The following is a 26,246-nucleotide window of genomic DNA, read 5'->3' as shown; positions in this document are numbered from 1 at the left end:
ACATAAAAAAGGGCACCTCGAAGGTGCCCCTGGGCCGGAGCCCGCCGTCCGGATGGGACGTGCGTGGTTAATGTGTTACGTAGTCAGATGATTGTGTTGCAGTGTCAGGCCCTTTGTTAGCCAACGGCGTGAAGTTCGTTGAGTCTATGGATTCCCGCAGTGCCGGTCATACCGTCCCAGTTGTCGCCGCGTCCTTCGCGCCAGCCGTTAATCCAGGCTTGGCGTACCGACGGTAGAGTAAATGGGCAAAGCTCACGGGATTTGCCACCAACGCCATATTGATATCCGCGTAAAAATGCTCTTTCCAACGGATCACGCTTAAGTCTTCTCATAGGGTGTTGCCCTCACTTGTTGACTGTTTTCATCGCGTCGACCTCAATCGAGGTCTGGCAGAAAAATTCTGCCGTTGGCGGCTCGCTGCCGGCGTCACGAGCCAAGGTGTTGACGCCGTTGCGACGTCAACCTGTGTTGAGTTCTAACCAATGCGTCACATTGATGGAATGATCGTTTTGTCATAAGGACGTAACCAGAAAGATGCTATGGCCATAAGTAACACGATGTTTGACCCGTGTTGATTGGCCAAACCCCGGTATGATCAGCTCCGCGCTGTATGACGAGGTTAATCCTTTAGTGAGAATGACCCACGTTTGCGCTGGGGTACTATTCGACGAAGGGTCGCTTTATGACATTTTGTTGCTTCAACTATTTTATCTGCCCTGGCATCTAAGCTCTTTTAACCGAGCAGTCAGGGTGGGACGGCACACCTTCGTGCCACGCGGGCGCTCTTTTAGAAAAGCGCCTGATTGAAAACCGGACCGGCAATGCGTTGTCGGTTCACTTAGCCAAAGGCTCTGAAATTCCAATGTCCGATCAATTCGAAATCTTCCTCACTTGCCCAAAAGGCCTTGAAGGCCTGCTCATCGAGGAAGCCGTCGGGCTTGGCCTTGAAGAAGCGCGTGAACACACGTCTGCCGTGCGCGGCATGGCCACCATGGAAACCGCTTATCGCCTGTGCCTGTGGTCGCGTCTGGCGAACCGGGTGCTGCTGGTGCTCAAGCGTTTCCCGATGAAGGACGCCGAAGACCTGTACCACGGCGTGCTCGACATCGAGTGGCAAGACCACATGCTCAATGACGGCACCCTGGCTGTTGAATTCAGCGGTCACGGCTCGGGCATCGACAACACTCACTTCGGCGCCTTGAAAGTAAAAGACGCCATCGTCGACAAACTGCGTACCCCGCAAGGCGACCGTCCGTCGATTGACAAGCTCAACCCGGACCTGCGCATTCACCTGCGCCTGGACCGTGGCGAAGCGATCCTCTCCCTCGACCTGTCCGGCCACAGCCTGCACCAGCGTGGCTATCGCTTGCAGCAGGGCGCCGCTCCGCTGAAGGAAAACCTCGCGGCGGCGATCCTGATCCGTTCCGGCTGGCCACGCATTGCGGCCGAAGGCGGCGCGCTGGCTGACCCGATGTGCGGTGTGGGTACGTTCCTCGTCGAAGCGGCAATGATCGCCGCCGATATGGCACCGAACCTGCGTCGCGAGCAGTGGGGCTTTACCGCTTGGCTGGGCCACGTCCCGGCGCTGTGGAAAAAACTCCACGAAGAAGCCACCGAGCGTTGCGCCGCTGGCCTGGCCAAGCCACCGCTGTGGATTCGCGGCTACGAGGCTGACCCACGCCTGATTCAACCGGGCCGCAACAACGTCGAGCGTGCCGGCCTGAGCGAGTGGATCAAGATCTACCAGGGCGAAGTCGGCACGTTTGAGCCGCGTCCAGACCAGAACCAGAAAGGTCTGGTTATCTGCAACCCGCCGTACGGCGAGCGTCTGGGTGACGAGGCGAGCTTGCTCTATCTCTACCAGAACCTCGGCGAGCGCCTGCGTCAGGCCTGCCTGAACTGGGAAGCCGCAGTGTTCACCGGCGCTCCGGACCTGGGCAAGCGCATGGGCATCCGCAGCCACAAACAGTATTCGTTCTGGAACGGCGCGCTGCCGTGCAAGCTGTTGCTGATCAAGGTCACCCCGGATCAGTTCGTCACCGGCGAGCGTCGCACCCCGGAACAGCGTCAGGTCGAGCGTGAGCAGGCCGAAGTCGAAGTCGCCGACAACGATGTCGCGCCGGGCAAGTACGAGAAGTACAACAAGAACGGCAACCCGATCAAACCGGCCCCGGTGGTGATCGAGCAACCGCGCTTGAGCGAAGGCGGGCAGATGTTTGCCAACCGCCTGCAAAAGAACCTCAAGGCCCTGGGCAAGTGGGTCAAGCGTGAAGGCATCGACTGCTATCGCGTGTATGACGCCGACATGCCGGAATACTCGATGGCCATCGATCTGTATCAGGATTGGGTCCACGTCCAGGAATACGCTGCGCCGAAGTCCATCGATCCGGAAAAAGCCTCGGCGCGGATGTTCGATGCCCTGGCGGCCATTCCGCAGGCGCTGAACATCGACAAGAGCCGCGTGGTGGTCAAGCGTCGCGAACGTCAGAGCGGCACCAAGCAGTACGAACGCCAGGCTGCGCAAGGCAAGTTCGTCGAGGTCAGTGAAGGCGGCGTGAAGCTGCTGGTCAACCTCACCGACTACCTCGACACCGGGCTGTTCCTCGATCACCGGCCAATGCGCATGCGCATCCAGAAAGAGGCCGAGGGCAAACGCTTCCTCAATCTGTATTGCTACACAGCGACCGCCAGTGTCCACGCGGCCAAGGGTGGCGCGCGCAGCACCACCAGTGTCGACTTGTCGAAAACCTACCTGGACTGGGCTCGTCGTAACCTGTCGCTGAACGGTTTCTCCGACAAGAACCGTCTGGAGCAGGGCGATGTGATGGCTTGGCTGGATGCCTGCCGTGACGAGTACGACCTGATCTTCATCGATCCGCCGACCTTCTCCAACTCCAAGCGCATGGAAGGGATCTTCGACGTGCAGCGTGACCAGGTGCAGTTGATTGACCTGGCCATGGCGCGCCTGGCGCCGGGCGGCGTGTTGTACTTCTCCAACAACTTCCGCAAGTTCGTGCTGGAGGAGAACCTCACCACCCGTTACGCGGTTGAGGAAATCACCGACAAGACCATTGATCCGGACTTTGCCCGCAACGGCAAGATCCATCGTGCCTGGAAAATCACGGCCCGCTGACACTTGATTTGATTGGATCCACAGAGCCTTGATTTTTAAAGGCTCTTGGATTCTTTCAGGGCTGGCCAAATTAGTGGCTAATAGCTATAACTCAACCCATTGCCAATGGGCTTTTCCGGCACCTGGCGTTTTGAGTTGCGTTTTATGTCGTTGCACGCCGTGCGCCCCAAGATCCTGGGTTTTATCAGCGAAGACGTCTCGGCCTGGCTGGTCGCGATGCTGGTATTGCTCGCTGGCGGGATTCTCACGGGATTGCTGGCCTGGGCGACGCTGAATCTGTTTCACCATCAATTGCGGCAACGTTTCCAACTGCTGGCCAGTGAACGTTACAGCCGTATCGAAGAACGTTTCGAAGATCAGGAGCAGCGCCTCGACGGCCTGCGCCGGTTCTTTGCCAATTCCGATTCGGTGTCCCGCACCGAATTCGACGGTTACACCCAACCTTTATTGCAGCGCACCCAGGCGTACTCATTCGCCAAGCGCGTGACGCGTGAAGAGCGCCCGGCGTTTGAACGTGAGGTGCGTGAAGAAGGGCTGAGCGACTTTTCCATTCGTGAACTCAATCCAGCGGGCGAGCTGCAACTCGCGGCCGAGCGCGATGAGTATGTGGTGGTGCTTTATAGCCAGACGCAAAGTCGTCTCGGTTCGCCGCTGGGCTACGATCTGCTGGCCCAGCCGTTGCGCCGCGCCACCCTGGAACGGGCGGATCGGGGCAGCATGGCGGTGTCGCAACCGATGCACCTGGTGAGTGTCGAGCCGACCTATGCACGAGGCGTGCTACTGGTGGCACCGGTCAATCGTCGGCAAAGTACGGAAGCGGCGACGGACAAGCCCTTCGGCTACGTCATGGCGGTGATCAGCATGCGTCAGTTGCTGGCCGACGGACTGCCGGAGGCCGGACGCGATTATCTGTCGGTGCGCATTCTCGACCTGTCCACCAGCGATCAACACGAAGTGCTGTTTGAATCGACGAATCCGCCGGCCGCCAGTGAGCTGACCGCGAGTCGCCTGCTGCGCCTGGCCGACCACGACTATCAAGTGGACATTCAGCCCAGCGAGGCGTTTCTGGCGGCCAACCATTCTTCGGTGAGCAGTCTGGTGGTGCTCGGTGGCTTGCTCAGTCTGTTGCTCAGCGCCTTGCTCTACGTGTTAGTCAGCCAGCGGCAACGGGCGTTGAAAATGGTCGAGCAGCGCACCGAGGAATTGCGCGCCCGCGAGCAGGAATTGCGCGGCACCCATGGCCAGTTGCGCGGCGTGCTGAACGCCGCGACCCAAGTGGCGATCATTGCCACCGACCTGCGCGGGGTCATCAGCACCTTCAATGCCGGTGCCGAACAGATGCTCGGCTATAGCGCCGCCGACGTGGTCGGGCGCATGACCCTGGAAAACCTGCATTTTCCCCGTGAGCTGGTGGCCCGTTCGGCGGAGTTGAGCGCGCGTTACGGCAAGCTGATCCCGACTTGCCAGGCGATGCTGGTCGAGGGCGGCGAGGAGGGTGGTCACGAAGCTCGCGAGTGGACCCTGGTGCGTCAGGATGGCAGCCACCTGACGGTGAACATGCTGGCGACTCCAGTGCTGGATGAGCAGGGATTGTGGGTCGGGCATCTGGCGATCTGCATCGACATCACCGAGCGCAAGCGTGTCCACGAAGCCCTGGCGGCGCGGGACTTGCTGCTGAAGAAACTCAGCGCCCATGTGCCGGGCGGCATTTACCAGTTCAAGATGGAATTCGACGGGCGTTTCAGTGTGATTTACGCCAGCGACGGCATCCGCGACATCTATGAACTTGAGCCGGAAGTGTTGTTGCTCAACGCAGAAGCGATCTTCACGCGGATTCATCCACAGGATTCGACCCGGGTCCGCGCCTCGATCCGCGCCTCGGCGGACACCCTCAGCCCGTGGCGCGAGGAATACCGCGTGCAACTGCCGGTGGGCGGCCTGCGTTGGGTGCGTGGCGAGGCGACACCCGAGGAATTGCCCGGTGGCGGCGTGCTCTGGCACGGCTACATCTCGGACATCTCCGATCTGAAGCGGGTTGAAGAGGAGTTGCGGGCGCTATCGGTGACCGACTCCCTGACCGGCATTCATAACCGCCGCTATTTCCAGGAACGCCTGACCACTGAAATGGCCCGGGTCGAACGCGGCGGCGGCGAGTTGTCGGTGATCATGCTCGACATTGACCACTTCAAACGCATCAACGACCAGCATGGCCACGCGGTGGGCGACCGGGTGTTGCAAGCGGTGTGCGAACGCATCGGCCATCGCCTGCGCCGCACCGACGTATTCTGCCGCCTGGGCGGCGAGGAGTTCATGGTGCTGTGCCCGGACATCAACGGCGAACACGCGCATGTCCTGGCCTTGCAGTTGTGGCAAGCGCTGCGCAGCTCGCCGATTGAAGGCGTCGGCACGGTGACCGCCAGTTTCGGGATTGCCAGTTGGCAAGTCGGTGAGGGCGCTGACGCGCTGTTGCTGCGGGCGGATTCGGGGGTGTACGCGGCGAAGCAGGCGGGCAGGGATCGGGTTGAGGCGCAGCTTCATTAGGCCGGAATGCACACAATCCATTGTGGGAGCGGGCTTGCTCGCGAAGGCGATGTGTCAGTCGACATTAATGTTGAATGACGCACCGCTTTCGCGAGCAAGCCCGCTCCCACATTAAAATCTGCAGTCGATCAGGGAGATTGTGGTCAGCGCTGCACCCCTGTGGGAGCGAGCTTGCTCGCGATGGCGGTCTGTCAGTCACATCAATGTTGGATGTGCCACCGTCATCGCGAGCAAGCTCGCTCCCACATTTGGATTTTTTGGTGCTTTTAGAGGACCGAAGCCGTCGCCGCCACTTTCGGCTGGCGATACAGGTCCAGCAGCACCTGATCCAGCACCGACGACGCGCCAAACGGTGCCTTGTCGTTGAGGATCGCCACCACCGCCCAGGTGTTGCCATTGACGTCGCGGCTGAATCCCGAGATAGCGCGCACGGTGTTCAGGGTGCCGGTCTTGATGTGCGCTTCGCCGCGCATGGCGGTGGTCTTCAGGCGTTTGCGCATGGTGCCGTCGGTGCCGGCGATCGGCAGCGAGCTGATGAACTCGGCGGCGTACGGGCTATGCCAAGCGGCTTGCAGCATGCCGGCCATTTCACGCGCGCTCACTCGTTCGGCGCGGGACAAGCCGGAACCGTTCTCCATCACCAGGTGCGGCGCGGTGATGCCTTTCTGGGCCAGCCACTGGCGCACGATACGCTGGGCAGCCTTGGCATCGTCGCCATCGGCATCGTTGCGAAACTTCTGGCCCAGGCTCAGGAACAGCTGCTGGGCCATGGTGTTGTTACTGTATTTGTTGATGTCGCGAATAATCTCCGCCAGATCCGGCGAGAACGCCCGCGCCAGCACCTTGGCGTCTTTTGGCGTCGCGCCCAGCACATCCTTGCCCTGGATGCTGCCACCCAGTTCTTTCCAGATCGCACGCACGGCGCCGGCGGTGTAGGTCGCGTGGTCGAGCAGCGACAGGTAGGTCTGCGAGCTGCAACCGTCGCCCAATTGGCCGCCGACCGTCACGGTCACGCTGCCATCGGCCTGAGTCACCGGGTTGTAGCGCACGCCACCGGTGCATTGCTTGGAATTGATCGCCTTGACCTGATTGTCGATGTTGATCGTCGCAATCGGCGGCTCCACCGACACCAGCACCTTGCCGTTGTCGTTGCGCGCCACAAAGCGCAAGGCCTTGAGGTTGACCATCAGCGAGTCGGGCTTGACCAGGAACGGTTTGTTCTCGTCATTGCCGTCGTCATTGAATTCCGGCAGTTGCGGCTGCACGAAGAAGCTGCGATCCAGCACCAGGTTGCCGGTGACTTGGGTCACGCCGTTGGCCCGCAGGTCGCGCATCAGCAGCCAGAGTTTTTCCATGTTCAGCTTCGGATCGCCGCCACCCTTGAGGTAGAGGTTGCCGTTGAGGATGCCGCCGCTGAGGGTGCCGTCGGTGTAGAACTCGGTTTTCCACTGATGATTCGGGCCGAGCATTTCCAGGGCCGCATACGTGGTGACCAGTTTCATGGTCGAAGCCGGGTTGACTGAGACGTCTGCGTTGTAAATGGTCGGGGTGCCGGGGCCGTCGAGCGGGAGCATCACCAGGGACAGGGCGCTGTCCTGCAACTTGCTGGCCTTGAGGGCTTTTTCAACGTTGGGCGTCAGCGAGGTATTGATCTGAGCAGCGGAAACCGGGAGGGCCAGGGGCAGAAGAAGACTGGCGAGTAACAGTGGACGCAAAGATTTGATCATATGAAGTAAAACCCTACGGGCGAGGGGAAAAAAGGCGAGGGCATGAAGATAAAATCCCTCAGTGGTCATGAAAGTGTCGGCATTATGCCCCAAGGTGACGCGGCGTGTGCCAAACCCCGGCCCTCTAATTCGCTATTTTTTTACCGACGGTAGGCAGGTGCCCGCCGTGAAACGGGCAATTGGCGCCTTAAACTGCTAAAGTGCCGCCCGTTATTACTTATGAGGATTGTTCCAATGGCGACTAACCGTTCCCAGCGTCTGCGCAAAAAACTGTGCGTCGATGAATTTCAAGAGCTGGGTTTCGAACTGAACCTGGATTTCAAAGAAGATTTGGCTGATGAAGCCATTGATGCTTTCCTCGACGCGTTCCTGAAAGAAGCCATGGAAGCCAACGGTCTGGGTTATGTTGGCGGCGACGACTTCGGTCTGGTTTGCCTGCAGAAACGTGGCTCGGTGTCCGAAGAGCAGCGTGCAGCTGTTGAAGCCTGGCTCAAAGGCCGCAGCGAACTGACCGAAGCAACCGTCAGCCCGCTGATCGACGTTTGGTACCCGGAAAAGCCGATCAATCCGGTAGCTTGATGTTCTAAAAAACGGCGACCTTAAGGTCGCCGTTTTTTTATGCCTGCGTTTTGTAAGTGCATGGCTTGGCCTGCGATGTTGATTGCGGGAATGCCTTCGCGGGCAAGCCTCGCTCCTACAAGGGCTCGCGCTAAACCTGTAGGAGCGAGGCTTGCCCGCGAAGAGGCCCTCAAGCCTTGCGCCAGTTCAGAATCACCAGCGTCAACACCCCCGCCACAATCCCCCAGAACGCCGACCCGATGGAAAACAGCGTCAGCCCCGACGCCGTGACCATAAAGGTCACCAACGCCGCTTCCCGCTCCTTCACTTCGCTCATCGCAATGCTCAGGCCATTGATGATCGAACCGAACAGCGCCAGCGCCGCAATCGACAGCACCAACTCCTTCGGCAACGCGGCAAACAACGCCGCCAGCGTCGCGCCGAACACCCCGGCGATCCCGTAGAAAATCCCGCACCAGACCGCCGCGGTGTAGCGCTTGTTGCGGTCTTCATGGGCATGCGGCCCGGTGCAGATGGCCGCGCTGATCGCCGCCAGGTTGATGCCGTGGGAGCCGAACGGTGCCAGCAGCAACGAAGCGATGCCGGTAGTGGTGATCAGCGGCGAGGCCGGCACGTTATAGCCATCGGCGCGCAGTACAGCGATACCCGGCATGTTCTGCGAGGTCATCGCCACCACGAACAATGGGATGCCGATGCTGATGGTCGCCGCCAGGGAAAAGTGCGGCGTGGTCCAGACCGGCGTCGCCAATTCCAAGTGGAAACCGCTGAAATCCAGCAGCCCCATGAACCCGGACAGCGCCGTGCCGATCAACAGCGCGGCAAGCACCGCATAGCGCGGCGACAGGCGCTTGACCACCAGATAGGTGAAGAACATGGTCAGCACCAGCGCCGTGCGATGCTGGGCGGCGACGAAAATCTCGCTGCCGATCTTGAACAGAATCCCCGCCAGCAGCGCCGCCGCCAGCGATGCCGGAATCTTTTTCACCAGCCGTTCAAAGCTGCCGGTCAGGCCGCAAATCGTTACCAGCACCGCGCAGGTGATGTAGGCGCCGATGGCTTCGCCGTAGGTCACACCGCCCAGGCTAGTGATCAACAACGCCGCGCCGGGCGTGGACCAGGCAATGGTGATCGGTGTGCGATAACGCAACGACAAGCCGATCGAGCAGATGGCCATGCCGATCGAGATCGCCCAGATCCACGAGGAAATCTGCCCGCTGGTCAGGCCCGCCGCTTGCCCGGCCTGGAACATCAGGACCAGGGAACTGGTGTAGCCGGTCATCATCGCGATGAAACCGGCGACGATGGCCGAAGGCGACGTGTCGGCCAGGGGGCGCAATTGTGTTTGCGTGGCGTCGTTCATGACAGCGGTGTTCCTTGTTCTGGTGAAGATGCTGTAACTGAACCCTGTAGGAGCGAGGCTTGCCCGCCAAGGCGTCGGGTCATTCAACATTGATATCGACTGATACGACGCCTTCGCGGGCAAGCCTCGCTCCTACAAGGGAATTGCATTTCAGCGGCGAATTGCGGGTTCAAGCCTAAACTCAAATGTAACGGACCGTTGCAATACAGCCGTGGCCGCAATCAGCCATACAGTCGTGTTGCCACCATCCATTGTGTACAATCGCGGTGTTTTTTACGCGATACTTGCCAGCGACCCACTGTGCCGTATTACAGTCACGGTCTATTCGCCGCAGTTCTCCCGACTCGAGTGCCCATGAACGAACAGTTGCAGCCCCTAAAGAAACAACCGCGAGCAGGCAAAGCCGGCCGCAGCGGTACCCAGGACGATATTGTCTACGCGCATATCTTCGAGGCCATCCTCGAACAGCGCCTGGCGCCCGGCACCAAGTTGAGCGAAGAAGCGCTGGGGGAAATTTTCGGGGTCAGCCGCACCATCATTCGCCGCGCACTGTCGCGCCTGGCGCATGAAGGCGTGGTATTGCTGCGGCCGAACCGTGGCGCGGTCGTCGCCAGCCCGAGCGTCGAAGAGGCCCGTCAGGTATTCCTGGCCCGCCGTCTGGTGGAGCGCGCGATCACTGAGCTGGCGGTGCAGCACGCTACCGCCGAGCAGATTGCCGAGTTGCGGCAGATGGTCAACGACGAGCGCGACAGCTTTTCCCGTGGCGATCGCGGCGCCGGCATCCGTCTGTCGGGTGAGTTCCACCTGAAACTCGCCGAAGCAGCGAAGAACGCACCGCTGATCAGCTTCCAGCGCAGCCTGGTGTCCCAGACTTCTCTGATCATTGCCCAGTACGAAAGCGGCAACCGCTCGCACTGTTCCTACGATGAACACACCCAGTTGATCGACGCGATCGAAGCGCGCAACGGTGAGTTGGCAGTGGACCTGATGATGCACCACATGGATCACATCGACAGCAAACTCAACCTCGACGAAGAAAGCGCGTCGGATGATTTGCATGCGGTGTTCTCGCATTTGTTGCAGACCAAAAAGCCAGGGCGTTCTACCGCGAAGTTATAAGTCAGACCGAGTTGCTCCCTTCGCGGGCAAGCCTCGCTCCTACAGGTACAGCGTGACCTTGTAGGAGCGAGGCTTGCCCGCGAAGGCGTCCTCAAGGACACAAAAAATCCCCCGCAACCATCGATTGCGGGGGATTTTTTTATGCCCGAAAAAACCTCAGCGCTGATGCACCAATGTCCCCGCCGCATACGTCTGCAACACGGTCCGGTCATCCCCCAGCGTCATCAACACAAACAACGTCTCGGCAATGTTATTCGCCTGCTTCAAGCGATAGCTCAGCAGTGGCGTGGCGTTGTAATCCAGCACCAGGAAGTCCGCATCGGTGCCCGCGTGCAGCGTACCGATCTTGTCTTCCAGCCGCAGCGCCCGCGCGCCACCGAGGGTCGCCAGGTACAGCGATTTGAACGGGCTCAGCCGCGCGCCTTGCAGCTGCATGACCTTGTACGCTTCGTTCAACGTTTGTAGCAGCGAGAAACTGGTGCCACCACCCACGTCCGTGCCCAGACCGACATTCAGTTTGTGCTTCTCGGCCATTGGCAAATTGAACAAGCCGCTGCCAAGGAAGAAGTTCGAGGTCGGGCAGAAGGCAATCGCCGAACCGGTTTCTGCCAGCCGCGCGCACTCGTCGTCGCACAGGTGCACGCCGTGGGCGAACACCGAGCGCTCGCCCAGCAGTTGGTAGTGATCGTAGACGTCGAGGTAGCCCTTGCGCTCCGGGAACAGTTCCTTTACCCACTCGACTTCTTTCAGGTTTTCGCTGATGTGGGTCTGCATGTACAAGTCAGGGTATTCGCCGAGCAACTGGCCGGCGAGGGTCAGTTGTTCCGGGGTGCTGGTCGGGGCGAAACGCGGGGTGACCGCGTAGTGCAAGCGGCCCTTGCCGTGCCAGCGCTCGATCAGCGCCTTGCTTTCCACGTAGCTGGATTCGGCGGTGTCGGTCAGGTAGTCCGGCGCGTTGCGGTCCATCATCACCTTGCCGGCGATCATCCGAAGGTCCAGCTGCTGGGCGGCTTCGAAGAACGAGTTCACCGATTGTGGATGCACACTGCCAAACACCAGCGCGGTGGTGGTGCCGTTGCGCAGCAGTTCCTTGATGAAAATGTCCGCCACTTCATCGGCGTGAGCCTTGTCGGCGAACTGGCTTTCGCACGGGAACGTGTAGGTGTTGAGCCAGTCCAGCAATTGCTCGCCGTAAGCGCCAACCATCCCGGTTTGCGGCAAGTGGATGTGGGTGTCGATCAGGCCTGGAGTGATCAGCGCATCCTGGTAATGCGTGATCTCGATGTCTGCCGGCAGCGTCGACAACAGTTCGGTGGCGTGGCCGATGGCGCTGATCTGGCCGTTCTCGACTACCAGCAGGCCATCCTCGAAATACTCATAGGACGCTTCGATTCCCACTTCGGCAGGGTCGGCGATGCTGTGCAGGATGGCGGCGCGGTAGGCTTTGCGAGTGAAAGGCATGTGGGTTCCCGGTTTCTAGGCTTATCAATTAGAGGCTTGGCTGCGGCGTGAAGCAGGCAGCAGTTTGGCAATCGATGATCCGGCGCTGGCGATCTGCTGGCCGAAATTCGCGTTATAGGTGGCGATGATTTCGCCGGCGATGGAGATGGCGATTTCCACAGGCAACTTGCCTTTGACTTCGCCGATGCCCATCGGGCAGCGCATGCGTTGCAGCACGTCGCTGTCGAAACCGCGATCACGCAGGCGATGTTCGAACTTCACCCGTTTGGTCTTCGAACCGATCAGGCCGAAGTAGGTGAAATCGTTGCGCTTGAGGATCGCGGCGGTGAGTTCGAGGTCGAGCTGGTGGTTGTGGGTCATGACGATGCAGTAGCTGCCGGCGGGCAAATTATCGATTTCATCCACCGGTTCTTCGGCGACGATTTTGCGCACGCCGTGGGGGATCTGTTCCGGGAATTCCGCTTCGCGGGAATCAATCCAGCGCACCCGGCAGGGCAGGCTGGCGAGCAGCGGTACCAGCGCGCGGCCTACATGGCCGGCACCGAACACGGCGATCTGCGCCTGGACCTGGCCCATCGGTTCGAAGAGCAAAACGGTCACGCCGCCGCAGCACTGACCGAGGCTGGCGCCGAGGCTGAAGCGCTCCAGGTGCGTGTCCTGCTTGCCGCTGGCGAGCATCTCGCGGCCGATCTGCATGGCCTTGTATTCCAGATGCCCGCCACCGATGGTGTCGAAGGTCTGGTGGGCGCTGATGACCATTTTCGAACCGGCATTGCGCGGCGTCGAGCCGAGCTCTTCGATGATGGTCACCAACACGCAGGGTTCACCCTGGGATTGCAGGTCGGCGAGGGCGTCGATCCAGTTGTACATGTTTCACCTCGACATCTGTGTTGTCTGTTCGGGCCTCTTCGCGGGCAAGCCTCGCTCCTACGGGAATGGTGATGTACGCAAGATCACCATAAACCTGTAGGAGCGAGGCTTGCCCGCGAAGGCCACGCCTCGGTCCTTAAAGCGAAGCCAACTCCGGCTCAGCCTCAACAGCCTTCGCCACCTTCAACTGGCGCATCTGCTCACAACCCCACAACACCCGCTCCGGGGTAGCCGGCGCATCGATTTTCGGCTGATGCTTATAGTCACCGAGGCTCGCCACGGCGTCCTTGATCGCACACCACGACGCGATGCCGAGCATGAACGGCGGCTCGCCCACAGCCTTGGAATGGAACACCGTGTCTTCCGGGTTCTTGCGGTTTTCCACCAGCTTCACCCGCAGGTCCAGCGGCATGTCCGCCACGGCGGGGATCTTGTAGCTCGCCGGGCCGTTGGTCATGAGTTTGCCTTTGTTGTTCCACACCAGTTCTTCCATGGTCAGCCACCCCATGCCCTGGATGAAACCGCCCTCGACCTGGCCGATGTCGATGGCCGGGTTCAGCGAGGCGCCGACGTCGTGGAGGATGTCGGTACGCAGCATCTTGTACTCGCCGGTCAAGGTGTCGACGATCACTTCGCAGCACGCCGCGCCGAAGGCGTAGTAGTAGAACGGACGCCCCCGGGCCTGGCTGCGGTCGTAGAAGATTTTCGGGGTCTTGTAGAACCCAGTGCTCGACAACGAAACCTGATTGAAATACGCCTGCTGGATCAACGCTTCAAAGGTCAGAATGTGATCGCGAACCCGCACATGGCCATTGTGGAATTCCACGTCTTCTTCGCTGACCTTGTAGTGGCGCGCAGCGAATTCCACCAGGCGTTGCTTGATGATTTCCGCAGCGTTCTGCGCGGCTTTACCGTTGAGGTCGGCACCGCTGGACGCGGCGGTCGGCGAGGTGTTTGGCACCTTGTCGGTGTTGGTCGCGGTGATCTGCACGCGGTCCATTTCTACCTGGAACACTTCGGCCACGACTTGCGCGACTTTGGTGTTCAGGCCCTGGCCCATCTCGGTGCCGCCGTGGTTCAAATGGATGCTGCCGTCGGTGTAGACGTGCACCAGCGCACCGGCCTGGTTGAGGAAACTCGCGGTGAACGAAATACCGAATTTCACCGGGGTCAGCGCCAAGCCTTTTTTCAGGATCGGGCTGTTGGCGTTGTAGCGACGGATCGCTTCGCGGCGCTCGGCGTACTGGCTGCTTTCTTCCAGTTCGGCGGTCATTTCCTCGAGCATGTTGTGCTCGACGGTCTGGTAGTAATGGGTGATGTTGCGCTCGGTCTTGCCATAGTAGTTGGCCTTGCGCACGGCCAGCGGATCGAGGGCGAGATGCCGGGCAATCGCGTCCATCACTTCTTCGATCGCGACCATGCCTTGCGGGCCGCCGAAACCACGGTAAGCGGTGTTCGACGCGGTGTTGGTTTTGCAGCGATGACCATTGATGGTCGCGTCGCCCAGGTAGTACGAGTTGTCGGCGTGGAACATCGCACGGTCGACAATCGACGCCGACAAGTCCGGCGAGCAGCCGCAGTTGCCGGCCAGTTCCAACGCGATACCGTGCAGGCGACCGGTGCTGTCGAAACCCACGTCATATTCGACGTAAAACGGGTGACGCTTGCCGGTCATCAGCATGTCTTCGACCCGGGGCAGGCGCATCTTGGTCGGCTGACCGGTGAGGTGCGCAACCACTGCACACAGACATGCAGGGCTCGCGGCCTGGGTTTCCTTGCCACCAAAACCACCGCCCATGCGGCGCATGTCTACGACGATTTTATTCATCGACACGTCCAGCACTTCAGCCACCAGCTTCTGCACTTCGGTCGGGTTTTGCGTGGAGCAGTAGACGATCATCCCGCCGTCTTCAGTCGGCATCACCGAAGAGATCTGGGTTTCGAGGTAGAAGTGTTCCTGGCCGCCGATGTGCAGCGTGCCCTGGATGCGATGTTCAGCAGTCGCCAGAGCACCGGCGGAATCGCCGCGCTGGTGAGTGTGGCTGTCCAACACGAAGTGGCGTTTGCGCAAGGCTTCGACCACGTCCAGCACTGGCTCCAGATCTTCATATTCGATGATCGCGGCCATCGCTGCTTTGCGTGCGGTTTCCAGGTCTTTCGCGGCGACGGCGAGCACCGGTTGCCCGACGAATTGCACATCATCGATTGCCAGCAGCGGATCGCCCGGCAACAGCGGGCCGATGTCTTTCAGGCCCGGCACGTCTTCGTGGGTGATGGCGATGCGTACGCCTTCGAAGGCATAGCACGGCTTGGTGTCGATGCTGATGATCTTCGCGTGGGCGCGGTCCGACAGGCGTGCGTAAACGTGCAGTTGATTCGGGAATTCCAACCGGTCGTCAATGTACTGCGCTTCGCCGGACACATGCTTGGCGGCGCTGTCGTGCTTGACGCTACGGCCGACACCGGTGGTCAGGTCCTTGGCGAACAGTTCAGCCAGTTCGGCTTGGGTCTTCTCTACAGCGTGATGATTAGACATAAGCGGTCACCCGAGTCTCGATGTGCGGCGTTTGCAGTTCGATGAAGTATTTGCGCAGCAGGTTTTGCGCGCTGAGCAGGCGATATTCCTTGCTGGCGCGGAAGTCCGAGAGCGGCGTGAAATCATCGGCCAGGGCGGCGCAGGCGCGTTCGACCAACGCGCTATTGAACGGCGCGCCGATCAGCACGGTTTCGCAATGGGCAGCGCGTTTCGGGATTGCGGCCATGCCGCCGAAAGCGATGCGGGCGTCGGTGATGACACCGTTCTCCACGCGCAGATTGAACGCGGCGCAGACTGCAGAAATGTCATCGTCCAGACGCTTGGAAACCTTGTACGCACGGAACAGTTGTTCGGCGCTGGCACGCGGCACGATGATCTTTTCGATGAATTCGCTTTCCTGACGCGCCGTCACTTTGTAATCGATGAAGTAATCGTCGAGGTTCAGCGTGCGTCGGGTTTCACCCTTGCACAACACGACCTGCGCGCCGAGCGCGATCAGCAGCGGTGGCGAGTCACCAATCGGCGAAGCGTTGCCAATGTTGCCGCCCAGGGTGCCCTGATTGCGGATTTGCAGCGACGCGAAACGGTGCAGCAGTTCGCCAAAATCCGGGTACTCGGCGTTCAGCGCTTCGTAGCAGTCGGACAATGCGGTGGCAGCGCCGATTTCGATGCGGTCGTCAAAGGTTTCGATGCGCTTCATCTCGGCGACGTTGCCGACGTAGATCATCACCGGGAGGGTGCGGTGGAACTGCGTGACTTCCAGCGCCAGATCAGTGCCGCCGGCCAGCAACCGCGCCTGTGGATAAGCGTCGTAGAGGTCGGCGAGATCAGCGACGGTCAGCGGCACCAGGCAGCGTTTGTCGCCACTGTTGAGTTCGCCGATGTCGGTGGGGGCGATGGCTTTCAGGCGGGCGATGGTGTCGGCCTCACGCGCGTCGAACTGGTCCGGTTGCTTGCCGCAGCAGGACTGTTCGGCGGCTTGCAGGATCGGCCGATAGCCGGTGCAACGGCAGAGGTTGCCGGCCAGCGCTTCGTGGGCTTTATGGGAATCCGGTTCGTCGCTGTTCTTCTGCAACGCGAACAACGACATCACGAAGCCTGGGGTGCAGAAGCCGCATTGCGAACCGTGGCACTCGACCATGGCTTTCTGCACGCTGTGCAGTTCGCCTTGGTGCTTGAGGTCTTCGACGCTGATCAGTTGTTTGCCGTGCAGCGACGAAACGAACGTCAGGCACGAGTTGAGGCTGCGATAGCGAATGTGTTCGCGGCCGTCGTCATCCGTTTGCAACTCGCCAACCACCACGGTGCACGCGCCACAGTCACCGCTGGCGCAGCCTTCTTTGGTGCCGGGTTTGCCCACATGGTCGCGCAAGTAATTGAGCACGGTCAGGTTCGGGTCCAGGGCGTGCTCGCTACGGAGTTCCTGGTTTAGTAAAAACTGGATCACGGAAGGCCTCGCAGACTCATTATTGTTGTTAACCGATTGAGCCGAATTTATCAGGTCTGACTTTTCGGTCAATGATTTTCTGACTTAAAGGTCAGGAAAACCCGTTTTGGCGATCAACAGTACGTTTCATCAGTATTGACCCTGACTCGAAAGCTTGCTTTTTGCTTAATTCGTGCCAAAAACCGCCGGGTGGGCACTCCGCCATGACGTACCAATTGCGCTACACTGCGCCGCTTGTGCAGATCGAAGAGTTTGAAGGACAACCATGACGTTCAAGGCGCCGGACAGCCTCGCCGAGCAAATCGCTCACCACCTCGCCGAACGTATCATTCGCGGCGAAATGAAGCCGGGAGAGCGCATCCAGGAACAGAAGGTCACGCTGGCCCTCAATGTCAGCCGCGGTTCGGTCCGTGAGGCTTTGCTGATTCTCGAGCGCCGCCACCTGATCGCGATCCTGCCGCGACGTGGCGCCCACGTGACCGAACTGACCGCGCACAAGGTCCAGAGCCTGTGCACGCTGATGAGCGAGTTGTACATCTTGCTCGGCAACGCCGTGGCCACTGGCTGGCAGGTCCAGGCCGACCTGGCGCCGTTCGTGCAGATTCAGCAGCGCCTGACCGCCAGCTACGAGCGCCAGGACATCCGCACGTTCGTCGACGACAGCTTCAGCGTCATGCGCGCCGCGTATCCGTTCGCCAACAATCCGTACCTGCAGGAAACCGTCGAGAACCTGCAACCGGCCATGAGCCGCGCGTATTTCCTCGCTCTGGAACAGCGCAAAGCCGAGATGAGCGAATTCCTGGAGCTGTTCGAGCGTCTGCTCGCCGCCGTGATCGCCCGTGACTTCCCGCAGATCCGCGTGGTGCTGACGGCTTACGCCCAGCGCAGCTGTGATCTGGTGGTTTCCGCCCTGACGGACGCTTAAGCGTGCGGCTCAAGTGCATCAAACTGGCGGGGTTCAAATCCTTCGTCGACCCGACCACGGTGAACTTCCCCAGTAACATGGCGGCGGTGGTCGGGCCCAATGGTTGCGGCAAGTCGAACATCATCGACGCCGTGCGTTGGGTGATGGGCGAGAGCTCGGCCAAGAACCTGCGCGGCGAGTCGATGACCGACGTCATCTTCAACGGCTCGACCAGCCGTAAACCGGTGAGCCAGGCGAGCATCGAACTGGTGTTCGACAACTCCGACGGCACCCTGGTCGGCGAATACGCCGCCTACGCGGAAATCTCGATTCGCCGCAAAGTCACCCGCGACAGCCAGAACAGCTATTACCTCAACGGCACCAAATGCCGTCGCCGCGACATTACCGACATCTTCCTCGGCACCGGCCTGGGCCCGCGCAGCTACTCGATCATCGAGCAGGGCATGATCTCCAAGCTGATCGAAGCCAAGCCCGAAGATCTGCGTAACTTTATTGAAGAAGCGGCGGGCATCTCCAAGTACAAGGAGCGCCGGCGCGAAACTGAAAACCGCATCCGCCGCACCCACGAAAACCTCGCACGCCTGACTGACTTGCGCGAGGAGCTTGAGCGTCAACTCGAACGTTTGCACCGTCAGGCTGAGTCGGCGAAAAAGTATCAGGAATACAAAGGCGAGGAGCGTCAGCTCAAGGCCCAGTTGTCGGCCCTGCGCTGGCAGGCGTTGAACGAACAGGTCGGGCAGCGCGAAGCCGTCATCGGCAATCAGGAAATCACTTTCGAAGCGTTAGTCGCTGAACAGCGCAATGCCGATGCGGCGATTGAACGCTTGCGTGACGGTCACCATGACCTCTCCGAGCGCTTCAATCTGGTGCAGGGGCGTTTCTATTCGGTCGGCGGCGACATCGCCCGGGTCGAGCAGAGCATCCAGCACGGGCAGCAGCGTTTGCGCCAGTTGCAGGACGATTTGAAAGAAGCCGAGCGCGCGCGTCTGGAAACCGAATCGCACCTGGGCCACGACCGCACCTTGCTGCTGACCCTCGGCGAAGAGCTGGACATGCTCACGCCGGAGCAGGAAGTCACCAGCGCCGCCGCCGAAGAAGCCGCCGCCGCGCTGGAAGAATCCGAAACCACCATGCACGCCTGGCAAGAGCAGTGGGACACGTTCAACCTCACCGCCGCCGAACCGCGTCGTCAGTCTGAAGTGCAACAATCGCGAATCCAGCAACTGGAAACCAGCATGGAGCGCCTGGCTGATCGTCAGAAGCGTTTGGGCGAAGAGCGCGCGCTGCTTTCGGCGGATCCGGAAGATGCGGCGATCATGGAACTCAGCGAGCAGCTCGCTGAATCCGAAGCGACGCTTGAGGATTTGCAGACCAGTGAACAAGCTCAGGTCGAAAAGCTTGAACAACTGCGTCAGGAATTGCAGCACGCATTGACCGCGCAGCAACAGGCGCAGGGCGATTTGCAGCGTCTCAACGGGCGTCTCGCGTCCCTTGAGGCCCTGCAGCAAGCCGCGCTCGATCCGGGCACCGGCACTGCCGAATGGTTGCGTGAACAGAATCTGGCAGAGCGTCCGCGCCTGGCCGAAGGCCTGAAGGTCGAGGCCGGTTGGGAGCTGGCGGTGGAAACCGTGCTCGGTGCCGACCTGCAAGCGGTGCTGGTGGATGACTTTGGCGATTTCGATCTGGCCGGGTTTTCCCAGGGCGATCTGCGCTTGCTCAGCCCCGCCAGCGATGGCGTGCGCGTGGCCGGGAGTTTGCTCGATAAGGTCGAGGCGCAGATCGATCTGTCGCCGTGGCTGGGGCAGGTCAAACCGGTGGACAGCCTCGAGCAGGCCCTGGCCTCGCGCGCTCAATTGAAGCCTGGCGAAAGCCTGATCAGCCGCGACGGTTACTGGGTCGGTCGACACTTTTTACGCGTGCGTCGCGCCAGTGAAGCGGAAAGCGGCGTGCTTGCCCGTGGTCAGGAAATCCAGCAACTGGGCCTTGAGCGCGAAGAGCGCGAAGCCTCGGTCGAAACCCTGGAAACCCAGCTGCAAAACTTGCGGGCACAACAGCGTCAGCAGGAAAACGGTCGCGAACATTTGCGCCGTCTGCTGCAAGACGAAGCCCGTCAGCAAGGCGAATTGAAAGCGCAGTTGTCGGCTGGGAAAGCCAAGGCTGAACAACTGACCCTGCGCCGTACCCGCCTCGACGAAGAACTCACCGAGCTTGGCGAGCAACGGGCGTTGGAACACGAAAACATCGGCGAAGCGCGCCTGCAATTGCAGGAAGCGCTCGACAGCATGGCGCTGGATACCGAGCAGCGCGAGTTGCTGTTGGCCCAGCGCGACAGCTTGCGTGAACGCCTCGACCGGGTGCGCCAGGAGGCCCGGCAGCATAAGGATCACGCGCATCAATTGGCGGTGCGTCTGGGTTCGCTCAAGGCGCAACACGATTCGACGCGCCAGGCCCTTGAGCGTCTGGAAATGCAGTCCGAGCGCCTGACCGAGAAGCGCGAGCAGCTCAGTCTGAATCTGGAGGAGGGCGAGGCGCCGCTTGAAGAGTTGCGCCTGAAACTCGAAGAGTTGCTCGACAAACGCATGACCGTCGACGAAGAACTCAAGACTGCGCAAACCGCCATGGAAGATGCCGACCGCGAATTGCGCGACGCCGAGAAACGCCGCAATCAGGCCGAGCAGCAATCGCAATTGATCCGCGGCCAACTCGAACACCAGCGCATGGAATGGCAAGCCCTGACCGTGCGGCGCAAGACCCTCGAAGATCAATTGCTGGAAGACGGCTACGACCTTCACGGCGTGATCGCAACCCTGGTGGCCGAGGCCAACGAGAAAGAGGCCGAGGAAGAACTGGAACGCATTGCCGCGCGCATTGCGCGACTCGGTGCGATCAACCTCGCGGCCATCGACGAATACACGCAACAATCCGAGCGTAAACGTTATCTGGATGCGCAGAACGACGATCTGGTGGAAGCGCTGGATACGTTGGAAAACGTGATTCGCAAGATCGACAAAGAGACGCGCAACCGCTTCAAAGATACCTTTGATCAGATCAATGCCGGAATTCAGGCACTTTTCCCAAAAGTTTTCGGTGGCGGCAGCGCGTATTTGGAACTGACGGGCGAAGATCTACTCGATACAGGGGTAACGATCATGGCGCGACCGCCAGGAAAGAAGAACAGCACCATCCATTTGCTCTCCGGTGGCGAAAAAGCCCTGACCGCTTTGGCCCTGGTTTTTGCGATCTTCAAGTTGAATCCGGCGCCGTTCTGCATGCTCGATGAAGTTGACGCGCCGCTGGATGACGCTAACGTTGGACGCTACGCACGGCTGGTCAAAGAGATGTCGCAGACGGTGCAGTTCATCTATATCACCCACAACAAGATCGCCATGGAAATGGCTGATCAACTGATGGGGGTGACGATGCACGAGCCGGGTTGCTCACGCTTGGTGGCAGTGGATGTCGAGGAGGCGATGGCGATGGTGGATGCCTGAGTCGTTACCTGTAGGGCAAGTATTCAGGAGCTGTAGGCTTATTTACTTCCCCTTTACTTGCTGGCCAATCGACATATTCGCTGAAGCCATTGTGACAGACGGTGTAAAGTTGCCTTTGGTCGTGCTAGTTTAATGTCAATTTTTCGTATACGTGGGCAAAACGCCTGTCAGAACATAGAGTTGGCGCCACGTTTTAAAGCGGTTTGCACGTTGTAAACCCCTTATTTTTCAGCATTTTTTATAGAGGCACGGGATTACATGGAAATCGGTCTGCGCGAGTGGCTGATCGTCATCGGCATTATTGTCATTGCCGGTATTCTTTTCGATGGCTGGCGCCGTATGCGCGGCGGCAAGGGAAAACTGAAGTTCCGTCTTGATCGAAGTCTGTCCAACCTGCCGGACGAGGACACCAGCGCCGAGCTGTTGGGCCCGCCACGGGTGCTGGATACACATAAAGAGCCGCAGCTGGACGAGCATGATTTGCCGTCGGTGAGCATGCCGGCCCGGGAACCCCGTGAGTCGGGTTCCAAGCGCGGCAAGCGTGGCCATGCCGAGCCTTCCCAGGGCGACATGAACCTCAGCCTGGACCTGGACGGCGGCCCGAGCTTCAGCAGCCGTGATGACGATTTCCCGGATGACACCAAGGCTTCGCCTGCTGTCAGCGACAAAGAACAACCGCAAGCTGAAGAAGTGCTGGTGATCAGCGTGATCTGCCGCGACGCCGCTGGCTTCAAGGGCCCGGCGCTGTTGCAGAACATTCTGGAAAGCGGTCTGCGTTTCGGCGAGATGGATATTTTCCATCGCCACGAAAGCATGGCTGGCAACGGTGAAGTGCTGTTCTCCATGGCCAATGCGGTCAAGCCGGGCATCTTTGATCTGGACGACATCGACCATTTCAGCACCCCGGCGGTGAGCTTCTTCCTCGGCCTGCCAGGCCCGCGTCATCCGAAGCAAGCCTTCGACGTGATGGTGGCTGCAGCGCGCAAACTGTCCCAGGAGCTGAACGGCGAACTGAAAGACGACCAGCGCAGCGTGCTGACTGCCCAGACGATTGAGCACTACCGTCAGCGCATCGTTGAGTTCGAACGTCGCGCACTGACCCAGAAACGATAAAGGCAAAAGATCGTAGCCTCGTTTCACTCGACAACTCCTACAGGGATCGATTTTCCGTAGGAGCTGTCGAGTGAAACGAGGCTGCGATCTCTTGATCTTGATGAGATTGAGCAGCCTCGGCTGCTCTTTTGCTTTATGAGAGAACACCCATGACTGCCGCCAAAACCCGCATTCTAGAGCTGCGCGCTGAGCTGGATCAGCACAACTATCGCTATCACGTGATGGACGAGCCGAGCATTCCGGACGCCGAGTACGACCGGTTGTTCCATGAACTCAAGGCCCTCGAAGCGGCCAATCCCGAACTGATCACCAGCGACTCGCCGACCCAGCGCGTCGGCAGCGCAGCGCTGTCGGCGTTCACCCAGGTGCGCCATGAAGTGCCGATGCTCAGCCTCGGCAACGCCTTCGAAGAAACCGACATGCGCGAGTTCGATCGCCGTGTCACCGAAGGCCTGGACCTGCCGGCCGGTGATCTGTTTGGCGGTGGCGCGGCAGTGGAATACAGCTGCGAACCGAAACTCGATGGCCTGGCGGTCAGCCTGCTGTATCAGGACGGCGTGCTGGTGCGCGGCGCCACACGCGGCGACGGCACCACCGGCGAAGACATCAGCGTCAACGTGCGCACCGTGCGCAACATCCCGCTCAAACTGCACGGCAGCGGCTGGCCAGCGACCCTGGAAGTGCGCGGCGAAGTGTTCATGTCCAAGGCCGGTTTCGAACGGCTCAACGCCACGCAACTGGAAGTTGGCGGCAAGACTTTCGCCAACCCGCGTAACGCCGCGGCCGGCAGCTTGCGTCAGCTGGATTCGAAGATCACCGCCAACCGCCCATTGGAATTCTGCTGCTACGGCATCGGCCAGATTTCGGCGGACATTGCCGACACCCACATCGGCAATCTCAAGCAGTTGCAGGTCTGGGGCATGCCGATCAGTCATGAGCTGAAACTGGCGCACGGCATCGGCGAATGCCTGGATTACTACCGCGACATCGGCGAGCGCCGCAATGCGCTGGGCTATGAAATCGATGGCGTGGTGTTCAAGGTCAACAGCATTGCCTCGCAGCGTGAACTGGGTTTCCGCGCCCGCGAGCCGCGTTGGGCGATCGCGCATAAATTCCCGGCGATGGAAGAACTCACCGAGTTGCTCGATGTGGAATTCCAGGTCGGCCGCACCGGCGCCGTCACGCCGGTCGCACGCTTGAAACCAGTCAAGGTTGCCGGCGTGACCGTGGCCAACGCGACGTTGCACAACATGGACGAAGTCGCGCGCCTGGGCCTGATGATCGGCGACACCGTGATCATCCGCCGCGCGGGCGATGTGATTCCGCAAGTGGTGCAAGTGGTCCTGGAGCGTCGTCCGGAAAATGCCCGGGCGGTGCAGATTCCCGAGCAGTGCCCGGTGTGCGGCTCGCACGTGGAGCGCACGCAACTGGTCAAGCGCAGCAAAGGTCGCGAGACCGTCAGCGAAGGCGCGGTGTATCGCTGCGTCGGGCGTCTGGCCTGCGGCGCGCAACTGAAGCAGGCGATCATCCATTTCGTCTCCCGTCGCGCCATGGACATCGAAGGCCTGGGCGACAAGAGCGTCGAACAATTGGTCGATGAAGGTCTGGTGAGTTCGCCGGCTGATCTGTATGCGCTGAAGTTCGAAGACGTTGTCGACCTGGAAGGCTTTGCCGAGCTGTCGAGCAAAAAACTGCTCGGCGCCATCGAAGACAGCAAACAACCGAGCCTGGCGCGCTTTATCTACGCCCTCGGGATCCCGGATGTCGGCGAGGAGACGGCCAAGGTGCTGGCGCGCTCCCTGGGCTCGCTGGAGCGGGTTCAACAGGCGTTGCCGCAAGTGTTGACGTACTTGCCGGACGTCGGCCTGGAAGTGGCGTATGAGATTCACAGCTTTTTTGAAGATGCGCATAACCAGCAGGTGATCGAGGAACTGCTCAAACACGGTTTGCAGATTCAGGATCAGGGCGAGTTAGGCGCTGAGTTTTCCGCGAGCACTACGCTCGGCGGGTTCCTCGACAAGTTGCACATTCCATCGGTGGGGCCGGGCGGGGCGCAGAAACTGGCGGACAAGTTTGGATCGCTCAAAGGCGTGTTCGACGCTGACTGGCTGGATATGCGCCAGGCGTTGCCGGAGAAGCAGGCGAATTCGGTTCGGGAGTTTTCTGCGGTGGCAGAGAATCGCCAGATTGCCGAAGCGGCCGAGAAGCAATTGCGTGATTTCGGCATGCACTGGCAGAGCGAGAAGAAAGTCGTCGAAGGCTTGCCGCTGGCTGGGCAGACCTGGGTGCTGACCGGCTCGCTGGAATTGATGAGCCGCGATGTGGCCAAGGACAAGCTTGAGAGCCTTGGCGCGAAGGTGGCGGGTTCGGTGTCGGCCAAGACGCATTGCGTGGTTGCGGGGCCGGGCGCCGGATCGAAGTTGGCCAAGGCCAATGAGTTGGGGTTGAAGGTGCTGGATGAGGAAGCTTTTGTCGACTTCCTGAAAAAACACGGCATTGCGATCTGACACCTGACCTGTGGCGAGGGAGCTTGCTCCCGCTGGAGCGCGAAGCGGTCCCCCTCGATGCTGGCGCCTGCTGCGCAGTCGAACGGGAGCAAGCTCCCTCGCCACAGACAAACGCTCTCCGGCACAATTATGGGAACGATCAGCGAGCTGAAATGATCTAGTCTTGGCACCCCTCAGGGAGAGTTCGCCATGTACCGTTTCTTCGAACAGCTCAGTTCCCGCATCGCCGCGCCCTTCATCGGCGAGAGTTCGCGCAACAGCAAGGTCTGGCAGTGCCGCTGCGGACAGTCACTGTTCTTTCGCAACAGTCAGTGCCTGGCCTGTTCGGCGGCGCTGGGCTATCAGCCGGAACAGAGTCGCTTGTCATCCCTGCAACCCGGCCCGCAAACGGACACTTGGCTGCTCGACGCCGATCCCGAGGCCGGCGTGTTCCGCCGCTGCGCCAATCTGGATTCTCCGGCCGCCTGCAACTGGCTGCTGCCGGCCAACGACCACGACGCGTTGTGCATCGCGTGTAGCCTGAATCACACCATCCCTGATCTATCGATTCCCGAAAACCCTGAACGCTGGCGCAAGGTCGAAACGGCCAAGCGGCGTCTGGTCGCGCAACTGGTCAGCCTCGGTTTGCAGGTGATCCCGAAAACCGTGGACGAAGAAACCGGCCTGGCCTTCGATTTCATCGGCGTCGATCTGGAAGGCAAGCCGCCCACCACCGGTCACGCCAACGGCCTGATTACCCTCGATATCAAGGAAGCCGACGACGCCCACCGTGAACAGATCCGGGTGCAGATGCACGAACCGTATCGCACGTTGCTTGGGCATTTTCGTCATGAGGTCGGGCATTACTACTGGGATCGCTTGATCGCCAACAGCCACTGGCTGGAACCGTTTCGTGGTCTGTTCGGCGATGAGCGCGCGAGCTACGCCGATGCTCTTGAGCGGCATTACCAGCAAGGCGCGCCGCTGGACTGGCAGCAACAGTACGTCAGCGCCTACGCGACGATGCACCCATGGGAAGACTGGGCTGAAACCTGGGCGCACTACCTGCACATGATGGACGCGGTGGACACCGCCCTGGGTTTCGGCATGAGCGCCCGGGAAATGGATTTCGATTACCAGCCATTCCCGTCCAGCACGCTCTATGACCCGCAGCATCCCGGCGGCGCGGCGTTCCTGTCGTTCGTCAATGCGTGGATCGAACTGGCCGGAATGCTCAACGAGTTGTCGCGCAGCATGGGACAGCCGGATTTCTATCCGTTCGTGCTGCCACCAGCGGTAATCGCCAAGCTGCACTTTATCCACTTGGTGATCCAGCAGGAGGGCGGCAGGGCGGATGAGGTGTTGGCGCAGCAATAGGAGCGATGCTGCCAGCTGCTACGAGGCGGGTTTTCGGGCGCGGCGCATGTCCTTGACCTGATTCATATTTTTAATCTGGAT

16 protein-coding genes are annotated in these 26,246 nt (G+C 60.3%); 9 read left to right on the top strand and 7 right to left on the bottom strand.

Annotation, left to right across the window (positions count from 1 at the left end; translation table 11 throughout):
* Window positions 1–116: 116 nt before the first annotated feature.
* On the bottom strand, window positions 117–332 hold the full coding sequence (gene rmf, locus ACIOYV_RS18080) for a ribosome modulation factor (protein ID WP_003223300.1): 216 nt from the start codon (window positions 330–332) through the stop codon (window positions 117–119).
* 530 nt (window positions 333–862) lie between these two features.
* Here rmf and rlmKL point away from each other — a divergent pair.
* Window positions 863–3,133, top strand: coding sequence for a bifunctional 23S rRNA (guanine(2069)-N(7))-methyltransferase RlmK/23S rRNA (guanine(2445)-N(2))-methyltransferase RlmL (rlmKL, locus tag ACIOYV_RS18075; RefSeq protein ID WP_401325696.1), 2,271 nt, complete (start codon window positions 863–865; stop codon window positions 3,131–3,133).
* Window positions 3,134–3,277: 144 nt separating this feature from the next.
* Window positions 3,278–5,674, top strand: a complete 2,397-nt coding sequence (locus ACIOYV_RS18070; protein WP_401325693.1) for a diguanylate cyclase — start codon at window positions 3,278–3,280, stop codon at window positions 5,672–5,674.
* A 266-nt stretch (window positions 5,675–5,940) separates the two neighbouring features.
* Here ACIOYV_RS18070 and dacB read toward each other — a convergent pair whose 3' ends face one another.
* Window positions 5,941–7,401, bottom strand: a complete 1,461-nt coding sequence (gene dacB, locus ACIOYV_RS18065) for a D-alanyl-D-alanine carboxypeptidase/D-alanyl-D-alanine-endopeptidase (RefSeq protein WP_401325690.1) — start codon at window positions 7,399–7,401, stop codon at window positions 5,941–5,943.
* Window positions 7,402–7,635: 234 nt separating this feature from the next.
* Here dacB and ACIOYV_RS18060 point away from each other — a divergent pair, with 234 nt between their 5' ends.
* A complete protein-coding gene (locus tag ACIOYV_RS18060) occupies window positions 7,636–7,980 on the top strand; it encodes a YggL family protein (protein WP_007896965.1) in 345 nt (114 codons plus the stop codon).
* 169 nt (window positions 7,981–8,149) lie between these two features.
* Here ACIOYV_RS18060 and ACIOYV_RS18055 read toward each other — a convergent pair whose 3' ends face one another.
* Window positions 8,150–9,340 carry a benzoate/H(+) symporter BenE family transporter gene (locus tag ACIOYV_RS18055; RefSeq protein WP_401325687.1) on the bottom strand — a complete coding sequence of 397 codons (1,191 nt, stop codon included), beginning with the start codon at window positions 9,338–9,340 and terminating at the stop codon, window positions 8,150–8,152.
* Between the two features lie 354 nt (window positions 9,341–9,694).
* Here ACIOYV_RS18055 and ACIOYV_RS18050 point away from each other — a divergent pair, with 354 nt between their 5' ends.
* Window positions 9,695–10,459, top strand: a complete 765-nt coding sequence (locus ACIOYV_RS18050) for a GntR family transcriptional regulator (protein WP_054054029.1) — start codon at window positions 9,695–9,697, stop codon at window positions 10,457–10,459.
* Window positions 10,460–10,615: 156 nt separating this feature from the next.
* On the opposite strand, the gene guaD is transcribed toward ACIOYV_RS18050, so the two are convergent.
* The 4 genes from guaD to xdhA form a co-directional block, all read right to left on the bottom strand.
* Window positions 10,616–11,920 (bottom strand): guanine deaminase, encoded by a 1,305-nt coding sequence (gene guaD / locus ACIOYV_RS18045; RefSeq protein ID WP_163909205.1) that lies wholly within the window; start codon window positions 11,918–11,920, stop codon window positions 10,616–10,618.
* A gap of 24 nt (window positions 11,921–11,944) precedes the next feature.
* On the bottom strand, window positions 11,945–12,790 hold the full coding sequence (gene xdhC, locus ACIOYV_RS18040) for a xanthine dehydrogenase accessory protein XdhC (protein WP_401325683.1): 846 nt from the start codon (window positions 12,788–12,790) through the stop codon (window positions 11,945–11,947).
* A gap of 136 nt (window positions 12,791–12,926) precedes the next feature.
* On the bottom strand, window positions 12,927–15,326 hold the full coding sequence (gene xdhB / locus ACIOYV_RS18035; protein ID WP_401325680.1) for a xanthine dehydrogenase molybdopterin binding subunit: 2,400 nt from the start codon (window positions 15,324–15,326) through the stop codon (window positions 12,927–12,929).
* On the bottom strand, window positions 15,319–16,773 hold the full coding sequence (xdhA, locus tag ACIOYV_RS18030) for a xanthine dehydrogenase small subunit (RefSeq protein ID WP_163909208.1): 1,455 nt from the start codon (window positions 16,771–16,773) through the stop codon (window positions 15,319–15,321). The genes xdhB and xdhA overlap by 8 nt, the downstream gene beginning before the upstream one ends.
* A gap of 265 nt (window positions 16,774–17,038) precedes the next feature.
* On the opposite strand from xdhA, the gene ACIOYV_RS18025 reads away from it, so the two are divergent.
* From ACIOYV_RS18025 to ACIOYV_RS18005, 5 genes are all read left to right on the top strand, one after another.
* Window positions 17,039–17,698: a GntR family transcriptional regulator gene (locus tag ACIOYV_RS18025; protein WP_163909209.1), complete on the top strand. Its 660-nt coding sequence runs from the start codon at window positions 17,039–17,041 to the stop codon at window positions 17,696–17,698.
* A gap of 2 nt (window positions 17,699–17,700) precedes the next feature.
* Window positions 17,701–21,189, top strand: a complete 3,489-nt coding sequence (gene smc / locus ACIOYV_RS18020) for a chromosome segregation protein SMC (protein ID WP_163909210.1) — start codon at window positions 17,701–17,703, stop codon at window positions 21,187–21,189.
* A 258-nt stretch (window positions 21,190–21,447) separates the two neighbouring features.
* Window positions 21,448–22,302: a cell division protein ZipA gene (gene zipA, locus ACIOYV_RS18015; RefSeq protein WP_054054043.1), complete on the top strand. Its 855-nt coding sequence runs from the start codon at window positions 21,448–21,450 to the stop codon at window positions 22,300–22,302.
* A 149-nt stretch (window positions 22,303–22,451) separates the two neighbouring features.
* A complete protein-coding gene (ligA, locus tag ACIOYV_RS18010; RefSeq protein WP_401325674.1) occupies window positions 22,452–24,809 on the top strand; it encodes an NAD-dependent DNA ligase LigA in 2,358 nt (785 codons plus the stop codon).
* Window positions 24,810–24,998: 189 nt separating this feature from the next.
* Window positions 24,999–26,165 (top strand): putative zinc-binding metallopeptidase, encoded by a 1,167-nt coding sequence (locus ACIOYV_RS18005; RefSeq protein ID WP_401325671.1) that lies wholly within the window; start codon window positions 24,999–25,001, stop codon window positions 26,163–26,165.
* The last annotated feature ends 81 nt before the right edge of the window (window positions 26,166–26,246 follow it).

Source organism: Pseudomonas sp. NPDC087342, assembly GCF_044744265.1.
Lineage (GTDB): Bacteria > Pseudomonadota > Gammaproteobacteria > Pseudomonadales > Pseudomonadaceae > Aquipseudomonas > Aquipseudomonas nunensis.
The sequence above is the reverse complement of the archived record's forward strand: the minus strand, read 5'-3'. Positions and strand labels throughout refer to the sequence as shown.

What these genes read in the sequence shown, in the direction of transcription:
- rmf (WP_003223300.1), bottom strand. Translation starts at nt 332, where the DNA reads ATGAGAAGACTTAAGCGTGATCCGTTGGAAAGAGCATTTTTACGCGGA.
- rlmKL (WP_401325696.1), top strand. Translation starts at nt 863, where the DNA reads ATGTCCGATCAATTCGAAATCTTCCTCACTTGCCCAAAAGGCCTTGAA.
- ACIOYV_RS18070 (WP_401325693.1), top strand. Translation starts at nt 3,278, where the DNA reads ATGTCGTTGCACGCCGTGCGCCCCAAGATCCTGGGTTTTATCAGCGAA.
- dacB (WP_401325690.1), bottom strand. Translation starts at nt 7,401, where the DNA reads ATGATCAAATCTTTGCGTCCACTGTTACTCGCCAGTCTTCTTCTGCCC.
- ACIOYV_RS18060 (WP_007896965.1), top strand. Translation starts at nt 7,636, where the DNA reads ATGGCGACTAACCGTTCCCAGCGTCTGCGCAAAAAACTGTGCGTCGAT.
- ACIOYV_RS18055 (WP_401325687.1), bottom strand. Translation starts at nt 9,340, where the DNA reads ATGAACGACGCCACGCAAACACAATTGCGCCCCCTGGCCGACACGTCG.
- ACIOYV_RS18050 (WP_054054029.1), top strand. Translation starts at nt 9,695, where the DNA reads ATGAACGAACAGTTGCAGCCCCTAAAGAAACAACCGCGAGCAGGCAAA.
- guaD (WP_163909205.1), bottom strand. Translation starts at nt 11,920, where the DNA reads ATGCCTTTCACTCGCAAAGCCTACCGCGCCGCCATCCTGCACAGCATC.
- xdhC (WP_401325683.1), bottom strand. Translation starts at nt 12,790, where the DNA reads ATGTACAACTGGATCGACGCCCTCGCCGACCTGCAATCCCAGGGTGAA.
- xdhB (WP_401325680.1), bottom strand. Translation starts at nt 15,326, where the DNA reads ATGTCTAATCATCACGCTGTAGAGAAGACCCAAGCCGAACTGGCTGAA.
- ACIOYV_RS18025 (WP_163909209.1), top strand. Translation starts at nt 17,039, where the DNA reads ATGACGTTCAAGGCGCCGGACAGCCTCGCCGAGCAAATCGCTCACCAC.
- zipA (WP_054054043.1), top strand. Translation starts at nt 21,448, where the DNA reads ATGGAAATCGGTCTGCGCGAGTGGCTGATCGTCATCGGCATTATTGTC.
- ligA (WP_401325674.1), top strand. Translation starts at nt 22,452, where the DNA reads ATGACTGCCGCCAAAACCCGCATTCTAGAGCTGCGCGCTGAGCTGGAT.
- ACIOYV_RS18005 (WP_401325671.1), top strand. Translation starts at nt 24,999, where the DNA reads ATGTACCGTTTCTTCGAACAGCTCAGTTCCCGCATCGCCGCGCCCTTC.